This window comes from Erysipelatoclostridium sp. MSK.7.34, assembly GCF_019041935.1.
Classification (GTDB): Bacteria; Bacillota_I; Bacilli_A; order Erysipelotrichales; family Coprobacillaceae; genus Thomasclavelia; species Thomasclavelia ramosa.
The window spans coordinates 43753-57793 of record NZ_JAHPYJ010000011.1; the positions used below are offsets into that span (position 1 = coordinate 43753).

Sequence of the window (14041 nt, forward strand, 5' to 3'; positions counted from 1 at the left end):
TGGAATTATTTTATCATAGATAATAGCTCTAATGCGAATGAAAAAAGAAAGTGAAATCCGAAAATTTCACTATAAACTATTTTTTTGATAAATTATCTCAGCTTTACCATAGCTGGCGTAGTAGGCTTGGTTGTCATCAAATGTTGGAGCTGAGTTTTTTATACCAGTAATCTCACTGTTTATTAATTTTAGGCATAGTTGTTCAAGATCTTTCATTAAAACAAAATCTAACTTATTATATGCAGAAATTTTTGACTGAATTTCTTGTTGATTGTGTCCACCCCAAAAATGCCAAGTATCGTCTACTCCTTGTTTTTCAAGATAGTCAATAGTCTGCTGGAGAGCGGTATGATACGTTTTTAAATCAAGGCTATGGAATAATTGTAGCCAAACACCACAGCCGGAACCAATTGCATCACCAGTGTAAATACACTTATTTTGACGGTCTAGAAAAATCATTGATCCCGGGGTGTGACCAGGAAGAGCAAGGACTTCTATTTCAAAGTTACCAAGCTCAATTTGCTGATGATTTTTTAAATCTTTGATTTGGTTGAAGTCAATCAAAGAAAGTTCCTTAATAATATGAGCATTATCATAATAAATATCACGGTCTCGATGAGATAAATAGATAGTTTCTTCTTTAAATTCTTTGATTGTGCCAATATGATCAAAGTGACCATGAGTACATACTATAATTAATTCTTTATTAGTAATATTTTTAATCGTCGGTAAAAGTGGTTCTTTAAATAGGCCTAAATCAATTAATAGAGCATGGGTATTTCCTATTATTAGATAACAAGAGTCACCATCCTCATCATTGATATAATAGCTGTGATTGTTAATTTTTATGGTATTATATAGTTTCATATTTAACCTCGAAGTTCTGGTGCAACATCATATATGTTTTCTAATGCTATTCTTAATTCTTTTTTCCAGTCAAACTGACCTTTTTTTATGCACCACATTAATTCATAACCTGTAAATGCATATGCTGAAGCTTGATATAGTATTTCAGGATCGTTTTGATTTCTAATTTGTTTGGTAGCTTGACCTTTTTTTATAATTGCAATAGCGATATTGGTCAAATGATCTCGAAAATCAAAACTACCACGGTCTTCTTTTAAATTCATAATAAACATTTGACTACTTAAGTCATAGCCGAGTTTTATTGATTCTTCCATTAATGTTTCAAAACAGATCAATAACTGTTGCCAATAATTTTCTGCCATGATTATATTAGCCGTATTAGCAACGATTGCTTCTGTAATGTCATCATAAAAATGTGCTAAAATATCGTCTTTAGATTTTATATAGGTATAAAAAGTTGGTTTTGTGATTTTACATTCTTTACAAATATCGTTGATTGTAACATTATTATATCCATGTTTGAAAAACAGTTGGTAAGCTGTTTCAATAATAATATCTTTTGTAATCTTTGTCATCGTATTCCTCATTTCTAATAATTAAGTATAAATCATCTAGTAAAAAAAGCAAGTAATGTAATCATAAATGTAACCCTTTACATTTATGATTATTATGTTATACTTTACTTGAGTAAAATAAATATTACCGAAGTAAAGGAGGAGAATTATGAATAAATTATTTGAAAAAAGTTATATCGGTAAAATGAAATTAAAAAATCGGATCGTGATGGGACCGATGGGAACAACTGGTGAAGCAGATGGGGCATATAATATCGATGCAATTAATTATTTTACTGAAAGGGCAAAGGGAGGTACCGGCTTAATTATAACTGGTGCAAATGTTGTATCCACTAAATATGAACCTCGACCATGTACGGAACTTAGTAATTTTCATCATGTTGAGCGTTTGAATATGTTAGTAGAAAGATGTCATAACTATGGCGCTAAAGTTTGTGTTCAAGTATCACCAGGATTGGGAAGACAACAATTTACTGATCCATTTACACCACCATATTCAGCTAGTGATTGTGGGGCGTTTTGGTTTCCTGATTTGAAATGTAAGCCATTTACAAAAGAAGATATAAAATATATCGTTGAAAAGGTTGGATATGGTGCTTCTTTAGCAAAAATGGCAGGAGCAGATGCGGTGGAATTACATGCTTACGGCGGATATTTATTAGATCAATTTCATTCAAAACAATGGAATACACGTACTGATGAATATGGCGGTTCATTAGAAAATAGAATGCGTTTTACGCTTGAATGTATTGCCGCGATTAGAACAAATGTAGGACCGGATTTTCCAATTTTAGTTAAATTTACTCCGGTTCATAAAGTTGAGGGATTTAGACAAATTGATGAAGGAATTGCTATGGCTAAAATTCTTGAGGGTGCAGGGATTGAAGCATTACATGTTGATGTAGGATGTTATGAGGCTTGGTATAAAGCTATTTCAACTGTTTACAACGAAGAAGGACACCAATTAGATGTAGTTAAAGCAATTAAAGAAAATGTATCATTGCCAGTATTGGGGCAAGGAAAGTTATTTGATCCAAAAAAAGCACAAGAAGTAGTAGCACAAGGAGTTTTGGATTATGTTGTTTTAGGTCATCAAATGCTTGCTGATCCACATTGGGCTAATAAAGTAAAGCAGGGAAATACAATGGATATTGCACCATGCGTTGGCTGTAATGAATGTTTATTAGCAGGTTTTTCTGGAAAACATTATTATTGTGCTGTAAATCCACTTTGCTATGCGGAAAAAGAATTCGCACTGCCAAAAGTTGATGGAATTAAAAAATCAGTACTAGTTATTGGAGGCGGTCCAGGTGGAATGTACGCTGCTATCACAGCAAGAAAACGTGGATATGAAGTCGACTTATATGAAAAGGAAGAACGATTAGGGGGTACACTTTGGGCGGCAGGAATGCCTACCTTTAAGCATGATGTCTTGAAATTGATTACTTATCTTGAAAGACAATGCTTGAAAACTGGTGTGAATGTTTATTTAAATACAGAGTTTACGCTCAAAGACGCTAAAAAAGATTACGATAAAGTTATTCTATCAGCAGGGTCATCACCAATGATGCCACCAATTCCGGGAATTGAAAAAGCAGGTTTTGTAAGTGAATTTTTGACTGACCGTAAAGAAGCAGGAAAACAAATAGTAATTATTGGTGGGGGTCTAGCAGGATGTGAGGCAGCATGTTATCTTAAAGAAAATGCGGAAACGGTAACTATTATTGAAATGCAGGAAGATATTTTATTTGGTTGTGACCACTGTTTAAATAATGATCAGGCGTTGAGACAAATGCTTCAAGATAATAATATTAATAAAATTACAAAAGCAACTGTTACTAAAATTGAAGATAATCGAGTTACATATCTCCAAGATAATCAGGAGTATACAATCGTGTGTGATACAATTATCAATGCAGCTGGATTTAAACCAAATGATCAATTAGAAGATGCTTTAGGGGAAATTTATGATGATGTTACAGTGATTGGTGATGCAAAAGCACCAAGAAAAATTTTAACAGCAATTCATGAAGGATATCATGCAATTCGAGTTATGGAGTAGAGTTCATTGAACTCTACTTTATTTTTATTGTATAATAATGTAATGGAGGAACTATTATGAGTAAAAAAATATTCTTTTTTGATATTGATGGGACTTTAGCAGTAAAAAATATTATTCCTGAAGATACAAAAGAAGCTTTAAGAAAGTTACAAAATCTAGGGCATTACGTTTTTATTTGCACCGGTAGACCATATATTTACGCAAAATATCATTTTGAAAAATATGTTGATGGTTTTATTTGTGCAAATGGTCGATATATCGTGTATAAAGAAGAGGTATTATTGGATGAACCATTGACTAGGAAACAGGTTAGTTATTTTGTGGATAGTTTTGATAAATTAGAATGTGGATATAATTTTAATGGCGTTAATCTTGGCTATGCTCATGGAATTGATTTTAATAAGTTAGCTGATATGCAAACAGATTACGAACATCCATATTTTATTGAAGATTTTAAAACAGAGGAGATCGATGCCCACATGTTTGATGTTCATTTTAATGATCAAGAACATTACCAAAAGATTGTTTCCTATTTACAAGATACAGTAGTTTTAAATGAGCACTTTGGTCATAATTCTGCTGATGCAACAATTATTGGTTATGATAAAGGAATTGGAATTAAAAAACTATTGACGATTTTAAAAATAGAACGTGATAATAGCTATGCTTTTGGTGATGGTTTTAATGATGTGTGTATGTTCAAAGTAGTTGGGCATCCAATTGCAATGGGAAATGGTGTTGATGTGGCAAAAGAAGCTAGTGAATATATTACAAGTGATATTTATGATGGAGGAATTTATAAAGCTCTGCTTCATTATGGAATAATTGAATAAAAAAGAAACCCGATTAACCGGGTTTCTTCTGGTTATTAAGCTTTAACAGTTACGTTTTGAGCTTGTGGTCCACGATCAGATTCGTTGATATCGAATTCAACAACTTGACCTTCTTCTAAAGTTTTGAATCCTTCAGCGTTGATTGCTGAGAAATGAACGAAGATATCTTTTCCATCTTCATCATTTGTAATAAATCCAAACCCTTTTTCTTGATTAAACCATTTTACTTTACCTGTACTCATTAATGGTACCTCCTTGAAAGATGTGCAAAAAGGAAATACTCTATGTAACTCTAAATCACAAATATCGGATTGCGGCGGTACATAAAGGTAATACAATCTTCTAATACTTGTGATACTTTGAAAATTATATTGCTACTTTTGCTCTTATATTTTAACATAATCAAAAAAAGAAATCAAATCCTTTATGTAAACGCTTTAATAAATTTTATTAACTTCAAATTAAGATAGCTAATAATTTGTTAACATTGGCTATAAAAAGTGTTAAAATATCCTTAATAAAAATAAGGAGGAAAAATATATGCCATTTATTTCATTTACAACAAATCATAAATTAACACTTAGGCAAGAAAATGAAATTGCTAAAAGAACTGGGGAGCTGATTACAATCTTACCTGGTAAAAAAGAAGAAAATTTAATGTTACATTTAGAGGATAATCAAATTATGTATTTCCGCGGTGATGACATTCCTTGCATGATGATTGCGGTTAAATTATATAATACAATTGATTTTGATGCTAAAAAGAAATTTACTGAAGAGTTAGTAAAAATGATCAAAGAAACAACAAATATTGAAATTAATGATGTTTATGTTTCGTTTGATGAATATCCAAATTGGGGTAAACAAGGAACACTGTTCTAGTAATGGGAAAAAAGACGAAAATTGCATTAACTGGTAGTTTAACTATGTTGGCAGCTGGAATTGGTAGTTTATTTTATGCTGGTAATTATTTATATAATTTGGCATTAAATAAACAGGCTAATAAAGATGCGATATTTACTAATCCCTCAACAAATAATCAAATACCCGATAAAGATAGAACCGATATAAATAAGAAGGGAGATAGTAGCAATTTTTTTGATACTATTCATTATCAGGATGTATTCTTAGACAGTGATGATGGATTAAAACTGCATGCTTATCAATTTTTGAATTACGGGCATGATTATGTGATTATTGTCCATGGATATACATCTGAAGGTAAATTGATGCATGCGAGTGCTAAACATTTTTATGAGCAAGGTTACAATCTTTTGCTTCCTGATCTTCGAGGTCATGGGCAGAGTGAAGGTGACTATATTGCAATGGGCTGGCTCGATCGTTTAGACATAATTAACTGGATCAAATATTTAATTGATAATGATTCAAAAGTTAAAATTATCCTGTATGGAGTATCTATGGGAGCGGCTACAGTAATGAATGTAACAGGGGAAAAATTGCCTGTCAATGTTATTGCTGCTATTGAAGATTGTGGATTCACTAGTACATGGGAGATGTTTTCCTATCAGCTAAAAGAAATGTATAATTTGCCAAGTCGACCATTTTTAGATATTGCAAATATTGTGACTCAGATTCGAGCCGGTTATTCATTTGGCAAAGCTGAAGCAATCGAACAAGTGAAAAAATCAACTACGCCAACATTATTTATTCATGGCGATAAGGATCGTTTTGTCCCTTTTAAAATGCTCAATCAATTATATCAAAGTGCTAATTGTCCTAAGGAAAAATTGGTAATCAAGGGTGCCGGACATGCTCAATGTGAAAAAATTGGTGGTCAAGTTTATTGGAGTAAAATTGATAGTTTTATTAGAAAATATCAAGACTAATTAATAAATTAGTCTTTTTTATTGTCATAAATTTGTCATAAACATATACTTTTTTGCCGGATAGTGAAATTAATTTTATGTATACAATTTTATACACCAAATAATTGGTTTTTATTATATTTACTAATTTTACATATTTTGGAAGATAAAGTAAAATATAGAGTATGGAGGGTTGAGGAATGGGAGATATTAGTAATGGAACTCGCATATTGCTAACGCAATATTTATTAAAAAGATTAACAGACGAAGATCATGCTTTATCACGTGATGAACTAATTAAAAGAATTGGTGGGTTAGGAACGACGATTTCTAGCAATACGATTAAAGCAGATATTGAATCAATAAAATCTTATAATAATTTGATAAAAGATTGTCAAGATGAGTTGCTTACCCCTTTTATATGCAATGAAAGTGGTAGTATTAATTATGCAACAAAACAAAAAAAAGGTGCGTACGTTGAAAAGACATATTATACTGATGCTCAATTAATTTTATTGACAAGGTTATTAGGTCGAGGATTACATTTAGAAAGTCAAAATGATTCAAAATTATTAGAAAAAGTATTATCAGATAGTTCTTTGTATAAAATAAATCATTATCATTTGTTAGATAATATCAATTCAACTTATGAAGATAATTGTATTACAGTGTATTTAGAGCAAATTATTAAGGCTATAAATACATTTGCTTGTGTATCATTTAAAGAATTGGAATATAGTGTTGTTGAAAACAAAGTTATAGATAGGCCTAGTCATAAAACAATTTTATTATATCCAACTAATATTGATATAAAAAATGATCAAGTATATTTAGTTGGTTACCTAATAAATAGTAGTGAAGATTTTGAATTGGCATATTATCGAATTGATCGCATTGATCAATTGAAAATAACTCGTACCCCTAAATATATCCAAGCAAAGACTGAGTGTTTTAAGGAGCGAATCTGGTTATCTAATGATCCGCTTGATATTGGAAAAGATAATTTGATCAACATTGAATTACGTGTGTATTTAGGAAATGAGAATATTTTTGAAGCTTTGTATCAACGATTTAAGGGATGTACATTCACAGTTGAACAATTCCGTCGATTTGTAAATGTTTCAATTGAACGGGTTCCTGATGATAAAAAGTTAGTCAGTGGCTTTTTACAATTAGCTAATCATGTTGAGGTTTTTAAACCGTTGGAATTAAGAGATAAGATAAAAGAAGAAATTAATCAAATGTATTTGATGTATCGCAGTTAAAAGGAATTCGTAGAATTTCTTTTTTATTTTAAAAAAGTTGATTATTTTTAGAGTCTCTTTACATTTTTTTGAAAAAATATGCAAATTAATTTTGATATTTATTTAAGTTGATAGTTCTATTAATTTTTGTGTTTACAAATGATAACTATATCTATTTTTATTAGTAACGATATTCACAATTCCCAAACCCTAATATTAAAATGAACAGTGGGTTGAAAACTAACAAGCCAAGTCCGAACATTATGCCTTTTCCAAATGCAAAAGAAAGTTTAAAACTAATAACAATGTGATAAAAGATAATAAAGTACATATTAATAAGGGGAATTAAAAGAAATAGAAGCCAAAGTGGTGAAAGTTTTACAATTCGACATAATGCAATATCACTATAAATTGGAATAAAAGCACTGATTCTCCAACGTCTAGCTTTAGTGAATAAACGCCATCGTGCAATTATATTTAAGAGGATGAAAATAAATATAAAAATAGTTGTAGTGCTGCTAGTGGAATAGCTATACTCAAAGTAGTTCATTGAAACCTCCTTTTCAGAATTAATTTGAATTAATAACTTGTTGAAAACTACATAATCAATATATTAACAAGAAAGTATCTTCCTTACAATAAGGAAGTGATCTTTATTTTATATAGTTATAATTTCTGATGATTTGCGGTTATGCAAGAATATTAGTTTCATTTTCTGTAACTAAGTTTCGTTTGTAAACGTATACAGAAAGTGGTTGGTTTGTTATTCTTGGTTTAGGAGGAAGAAATATGAGACAAGTAAAAAGATGGATTTTGCAGATAGAAATTTGTTTTACACTATTGTTATCTTTGGGTGTATTACTCAATGAGTAATGTACATGCTGTTAATGAGGGAATAACTATTACTGATAACACAACCGGTCTTAGTGAGGCAAAGTACCAAGTAACCTTTGTTGTTGACAGTACAAAATTAGGGGAAAATGTTGAAAATATCCAATTACAAGGAGGCTTCCAATTTATTAAGAGTTCTGAAGCTCCCTGGTATCAAGAAAACGGGGCAAGCAATGATGGAATAAGGCGGTATTCGGCTTATGAATATGAGCAGGGAATGTATCCTACTGGAGGATGCGGAAATACTGAACGAACTGAGTTTAATTATAATGGAAACTATATTCTCTATGATATGGTAAAAGATGAAAATTTATATTCTGTCACCTTACCATTACCAGCAACAGAATATTTTTATGGATATTTTGTAACTTATAGTGATGGATCTGCAGTAGTTGTGCAGGATCCTGTTAATCCTTCAAAAAAGAATGAAATTAATAATCATGATGCTACTTGGTCCTATTTTTATGTTGGAAATAGTTCAGATGCATTAGCGGGTCAATCTTATATTTATCCAAGAAATGATAATATGGGTTCTTATCAATACGATACATACATCGCTTATGATGGAACTGAAAATTGTCTTGGGATTTATTTACCGAATGGTTATAGTTTAGGGAATAACTATAAAACGATTTATTTAGCACATGGTAATGGGGGCAACGAAACTGAATGGTGTCAATTAGGATCAGCAGGTAATATTGTTGATAATCTAATTGCTGAAGGAGAACTAGCTGATAGTATAATCGTGACATTAAATAATTCGCATTTTAGCGGGACAGGATTTGATATTAAATCGAATGTCATATTGGCTCAAGATGTTGTTAATAATGTAATTCCTTTTATTGAAAAGAATTATAAGGTTTCAACTGATCCTAAGGATCGAGCTTATGCTGGATTGTCAGCTGGTGGTGTTGCGGCAAGTACAGTAATGGAAATTGCACCTGATAGTTTTGGATATTTTGGTATTATTTCAGCAGCTGTTCAAATTGATGATGAAGTATTTACAGACGAACTTATTTCAAAATTACAGACAAAGAAAATCTATCTTTCGGCAGGAACAGTTGATTTTGGGTTGATTAATTCTTTTTTTAAGGCCTCTATCTTAGATTTTATGTTACCTAAATTAGATGCTGAAAATATTGATTATACTTTTGAAATACAAAATGGGGGACATGACTGGAATACGTGGCGCGGAGCTTTTACAACATTTGCTAAAGATATCCTATGGAATCAAGAAAATATTGAATATTGTATAACAGATGGAGCTAATAAAAATATTAAACAGGGAGAAGAACTTAAAATAAAGACTGACATACCATCGTCATTATTCAAAATGCTCATAATTGATGATCAAGAAATTGATAGATCAAAGTATACTGTTTCTGGTGATTTAATAACCATTATTTTACCAAAAGAACTTATTTCAACATTAACAATTGGAGAACATATATTAGTAATAATCGCCAATGAGGGACAAGCAGCTACAATGTTTAATATTACTGCTGATACTAATGTTCTAGATATAGTAGAGAATGATCAGATAACTAAACAATCATCACATACTGCTGTGCTGGCACCTAAGACGGATGATCCTTCGCTGTTTGGAGTTTATTGTCTATTTATTTTGTTAAGTGGGGGAGCAATAGTTGTAATAAAGAAAAAGTATTTTAATTGATATGAGTCTAATATTTTGAAGACTCATATTCTTTTATATTATCAAGATGTTATAATATAGGGAAAGGAGCTGATAAAAATGGATGAGGAAATACTAGAAAGTTTCTTAACCTTTATTCAAAGATGTAACTGCGAAGCTGTTAATAGTAATGATTATAATATTATTCAAAATGTATTTAAGTATATTGGAAAAAAACATTCCCTTCTATTAATGAATTAGCTCGAGAGGCGAATGTATCTAAGGCAAGTATTTCAAGACTTATAAAAAAATATAGTTTTGAAAATTATCAGCAATTTAGAACCCTATTATCAACTCAAACAACACTCTTAGATTATAATTTGAAAGTATTTTTATCACAGAATATTCTTTTTAAAAGTAATGAAGAAATCAGTGAATATCTTTTTCAACAGTGTCTTGATAATCTTGTTGCAACAAAAGAGAATCTTGATTTAGCAACGCTTTTAAAAATTGTTCAGTTATTTAAGGAAAGCGAGGATATTACTTTTCTAGGTGATGAGCATGATCTTGATGAATTCCTTTTGTTGCAAATCAAATTATTGACTTCGGGGAAGTGCGCATATCTGTTTAAAGTCAGTGAAACGAAGACGGTTAGGAGCTATTTTTTTAATGAAAATTCAGTTGTTGTTATCATTAATGTATGTGACGGTTTTTTTCACTACCATGATGCGTTAGAAAATGCAAAAGAAGTTGGGGCTAAGGTTATTTATATAAGCCAGGATTATAATAAAGAGGTTGCTGACAAGGTAGATATTTTTTATCGTTACGGAGTAGAGTGGTCAATAAATACTGGCTATGTATCACTGTATTATATTGGTGAGTTACTGGAAAAATTATGTATTCGTAATTTTTAGACAAATAATTTATAATGATGTAAGAAGCCTCAAAAAATATAACCCTAATACTAAGTTATAATGATAGGGTGTGCTTATCTAACCTTATTTAGTATTATTTTTAAGATTTGTGATTATTAGATATATAATCAATTATAATTACATTGAATAGATTTATTTTGGTTATCTAGGTATGGCTATAGAAGACCTAATCATTATTTAGGTTGAAAATAATTTAATATCAGTATTTAATTTTTAATAGAATTTTTGGTTGTTTTAAATCAAATCCTTTATTTTGAAAGCGTTGACAAATTTTGCGAGGAATGATAATATAAATATGTAATTTATGGATAGTTATTGCACATATGAGGCAACACTAAACCTGTTTACAGATATTTTTCTGTGGCAGGTTTTTTATATTTATACAGGGGTGAATGAATATGATTATAAAGAAAATTTTAAATAATAATGTTGTTATTACAACTAACTATCAAATGGAGGAAATTATTGTTATGGGGAAAGGCTTGGCTTATGGAAAACAAGCCGGTGATAATATTGATATGAATAAGATCAATAAAACTTTTGAAGTAAGTTTAAAACCAAGTCAAAGAAAAATGATTAATATGTTAAAGGATATTCCTCTCGAATATATGGAGATATCTGATTGTGTTATCAAAGAAGCAAAAGTAGACTTAGAAGTCGATGATTCTCTTTATATCAGTTTAACAGATCATATTCATACAAGCATAGAGCGGTATAAAGAAGGCGTTTATTTAAAAAATCATATGTTATTTGAAATTAAGAATTTCTATCCTAAAGAATTTGAGTTAGGTTTATTAACTTTAGAACTTATTAAAGAAAAATATGGAATAAACATGGAAGAGGATGAAGCGGCATTTTTAGCATTACATATAGTGAGTAGTGAGGTTGGTAGAAATATCAGTGATATTTATGAAATGACAAATTTCATATTAGAGATTATTGGTATTGTAAAAGATTATTTTAAATTAGAGTTGGATGAAGATTCTTTATCTTATCATAGATTTGTAACACATTTAAAATTTTTTGGATTACGTGTTTTTAATAAAATAAAGCAAGTGGAAGATATAACCTTAAATAATGACTTGCTTGAAATTATGAAGGAAAAATATGTTGAGTCATATCTTTGTACTTCAAAAATACAATCGCATATTGAAAAGACTTATCATTATGAATTAAATGATGAGGAAGTTTTATATCTTACGATTCATGTTGCAAAAATTATTTCTAAAAAATAATTTGCAAATAGATATTTGTTGGATGGTAACATTAAGTTGGCCAAACCTTCACATTTTGAAGTTTTCAAAAGAATGGAGGAAAAGAGAATGAAATATGAAAAACTTTCAAAAAACATTATTGAAGCTGTAGGAGGGAGTAATAATATTGTAACTTTGCAGCATTGTATGACGCGTTTGAGATTTACTTTAAAGGATGAATCAAAAGCAAATGATCAAAAAATTGAAGCAATTGATGGAGTTTTGTCATTAATCAAGAAAGGCGGTCAATATCAGGTTGTTATTGGTACACATGTTCATGATGTGTATCTTGATGTATGCCAGATTGCAAATATTAAAGAAGATGAAAATTTTGGAAACAAAAAAGAAAAAAAAGGAATTTTTAATTCTATTTTTTCTGCAATTATTGGCTGCGTCGGTCCAATTATTCCTATTTTAGTAGGAACAGGGCTGGGGAAATGTATTTTATTATTTGTATCAATGATGGGATGGGCAAATGCCGAAACATCAATGACTTATTATGTATTTAATTTTGTATTTGATGCTGGCTTTACTTTCTTGCCGGTATTTACCGCAATGGCAGCTGCAAAGCATTTTAAATGTAATATGTATATGGCAGCTTTACTTGGCTGTGCGCTGGTTCATCCACAATGGAGTGGTATTGTTTCAGCGACTGATCCAAAATTTATTGGAGATATGTTTGGTTTCTTACCTTTATATGGAATGCCGTATACATCAACTTTAATTCCAGCTATTTTAATTGTTTTTGTTATGAGCAAAGTAGAATTTGGATTGAATAAAGTATTGCCAGAATTGATTAGAGGGATGTTAACACCGTTATTTACATTGCTGATTATGACACCGTTAGCATTTGTTGTATTAGCGCCAGCTATGGGGATTATTTCAATTTATTTGGGTAATGCATTGTTATGGTGCTATGATACATTTGGAATGTTTGCTATTGCAATTATGTGTATTATTTATCCATGGATGGTTGCAACGGGTATGCATGCTACTCTAGCAATTGCAGGAATTCAGATTTTATCACAATCAGGATATGACCCATTTTCAAGAACTTTAACTTTAACAGCGAACATGGCGCAAGGTGCTGCTGCTTTTGCTTGTGCGGTTAAAACAAAAAATAGAGATTTTAGGAATACCTGCTTATCTGCCGGATTTACTGCTTTCTTTGCAGGAATTACAGAGCCATGTATCTATGGTGTGTCAATTCGTTTGAAAAAGCCTATGTATGCAGTTATGATTGGAAGTTTTACTGGAGGATTATATGCTGGTTTTTGTGGATTAAAAGCATTTGCTTTCATGACTCCTAGCATTATTAATTTACCAATGTGGGTAGGGGGGAACAACCCTAATAATCTTATGAATGCTATTATTACTATGATTATTTCAGCTGTTGTAACGTTTATTGCAACTTTAGTTATTGGTTTTGATGATCCGAAAGAAAGTGAAGTAAAACACGATGATAATAAATTAAATCAAGTGAATTGTCCTGTTAAAGGGAAGATTGTTCCATTAAACGAAGTTAACGATGAAATGTTTTCAAAAGAAGTTTTAGGGAAGGGTGTTGCTATTATTCCTGTAGAAGGAAAAATCTATGCTCCTGCTAATGGGATTATAAGTGCAACTTTTGAAACAAAACATGCAATTGGCTTAACAACTGAAAATGGCTCTGAAATTCTAATTCATGTTGGAATTGATACCGTTAAATTAGAAGGAAAACCATTTATTCAATATGTTGAAAAAGGTGAGTATGTAAAAGCGGGGTCATTGTTATTAGAATTTGACTTAAAAATGATTAAAGAAGCGGGCTTAGACTATACAACTATGGTTGTTGTAACAAACTCTAATGATTATTTAGAAGTTATTCCAACAAAATTGAAAAAAGTAACAAAAACTGATCCAGTTTTAACTATTATTTAAGG

14 protein-coding genes are annotated in these 14041 nt (G+C 30.7%); 10 read left to right on the plus strand and 4 right to left on the minus strand.

Features of this window, described 5'->3' with window-relative positions; translation table 11 throughout:
* Nucleotides 1-69: 69 nt before the first annotated feature.
* Together KTF99_RS09065 and KTF99_RS09070 are read right to left on the minus strand one after the other, a co-directional pair.
* Nucleotides 70-867 (minus strand): MBL fold metallo-hydrolase, encoded by a 798-nt coding sequence (locus KTF99_RS09065; RefSeq protein WP_029481538.1) that lies wholly within the window; start codon nt 865-867, stop codon nt 70-72.
* Between the two features lie 2 nt (nt 868-869).
* Complete coding sequence (locus KTF99_RS09070; protein WP_003534645.1) at nt 870-1442, minus strand: TetR/AcrR family transcriptional regulator; 573 nt, start codon at nt 1440-1442, stop codon at nt 870-872.
* 148 nt (nt 1443-1590) lie between these two features.
* On the opposite strand from KTF99_RS09070, the gene KTF99_RS09075 reads away from it, so the two are divergent.
* Together KTF99_RS09075 and KTF99_RS09080 are read left to right on the plus strand one after the other, a co-directional pair.
* Nucleotides 1591-3504 carry an NAD(P)/FAD-dependent oxidoreductase gene (locus KTF99_RS09075; RefSeq protein ID WP_022007997.1) on the plus strand — a complete coding sequence of 638 codons (1914 nt, stop codon included), beginning with the start codon at nt 1591-1593 and terminating at the stop codon, nt 3502-3504.
* Between the two features lie 56 nt (nt 3505-3560).
* Entirely contained in the window at nt 3561-4337 is a 777-nt protein-coding gene (locus tag KTF99_RS09080) for a Cof-type HAD-IIB family hydrolase (RefSeq protein ID WP_008791918.1), read from the plus strand.
* Nucleotides 4338-4372: 35 nt separating this feature from the next.
* Here the strand turns inward: KTF99_RS09080 and KTF99_RS09085 are convergent, their stop codons facing one another.
* Nucleotides 4373-4579 carry a cold-shock protein gene (locus KTF99_RS09085; protein WP_003534639.1) on the minus strand — a complete coding sequence of 69 codons (207 nt, stop codon included), beginning with the start codon at nt 4577-4579 and terminating at the stop codon, nt 4373-4375.
* 298 nt (nt 4580-4877) lie between these two features.
* On the opposite strand from KTF99_RS09085, the gene KTF99_RS09090 reads away from it, so the two are divergent.
* The 3 genes from KTF99_RS09090 to KTF99_RS09100 all read left to right on the plus strand — a co-directional run bounded on the left by KTF99_RS09090 (nt 4878) and on the right by KTF99_RS09100 (nt 7428).
* Nucleotides 4878-5219, plus strand: coding sequence for a phenylpyruvate tautomerase MIF-related protein (locus KTF99_RS09090; RefSeq protein WP_009009539.1), 342 nt, complete (start codon nt 4878-4880; stop codon nt 5217-5219).
* Nucleotides 5220-5221: 2 nt separating this feature from the next.
* Nucleotides 5222-6184: an alpha/beta hydrolase gene (locus KTF99_RS09095; RefSeq protein ID WP_008791917.1), complete on the plus strand. Its 963-nt coding sequence runs from the start codon at nt 5222-5224 to the stop codon at nt 6182-6184.
* A 179-nt stretch (nt 6185-6363) separates the two neighbouring features.
* Nucleotides 6364-7428, plus strand: a complete 1065-nt coding sequence (locus tag KTF99_RS09100) for a WYL domain-containing protein (RefSeq protein ID WP_003534633.1) — start codon at nt 6364-6366, stop codon at nt 7426-7428.
* 160 nt (nt 7429-7588) lie between these two features.
* On the opposite strand, the gene KTF99_RS17130 is transcribed toward KTF99_RS09100, so the two are convergent.
* Nucleotides 7589-7957, minus strand: coding sequence for a DUF5684 domain-containing protein (locus KTF99_RS17130; protein WP_029481534.1), 369 nt, complete (start codon nt 7955-7957; stop codon nt 7589-7591).
* A 315-nt stretch (nt 7958-8272) separates the two neighbouring features.
* Between KTF99_RS17130 and KTF99_RS09105 the strand changes: the two genes are divergently transcribed.
* From KTF99_RS09105 to KTF99_RS09125, 5 genes are all read left to right on the plus strand, one after another.
* Nucleotides 8273-9973 (plus strand): alpha/beta hydrolase, encoded by a 1701-nt coding sequence (locus tag KTF99_RS09105; protein WP_254210121.1) that lies wholly within the window; start codon nt 8273-8275, stop codon nt 9971-9973.
* A 78-nt stretch (nt 9974-10051) separates the two neighbouring features.
* Entirely contained in the window at nt 10052-10192 is a 141-nt protein-coding gene (locus tag KTF99_RS09110) for a hypothetical protein (RefSeq protein WP_217215533.1), read from the plus strand.
* A 119-nt stretch (nt 10193-10311) separates the two neighbouring features.
* Nucleotides 10312-10845 (plus strand): hypothetical protein, encoded by a 534-nt coding sequence (locus KTF99_RS09115; RefSeq protein WP_003534625.1) that lies wholly within the window; start codon nt 10312-10314, stop codon nt 10843-10845.
* Between the two features lie 419 nt (nt 10846-11264).
* Complete coding sequence (gene licT, locus KTF99_RS09120; RefSeq protein WP_029481531.1) at nt 11265-12101, plus strand: BglG family transcription antiterminator LicT; 837 nt, start codon at nt 11265-11267, stop codon at nt 12099-12101.
* Between the two features lie 87 nt (nt 12102-12188).
* The gene (locus tag KTF99_RS09125; protein ID WP_029481530.1) at nt 12189-14039 is read left to right on the plus strand and encodes a beta-glucoside-specific PTS transporter subunit IIABC; all 1851 of its coding nucleotides are present in this window, start codon (nt 12189-12191) and stop codon (nt 14037-14039) included.
* Nucleotides 14040-14041: the final 2 nt, after the last annotated feature.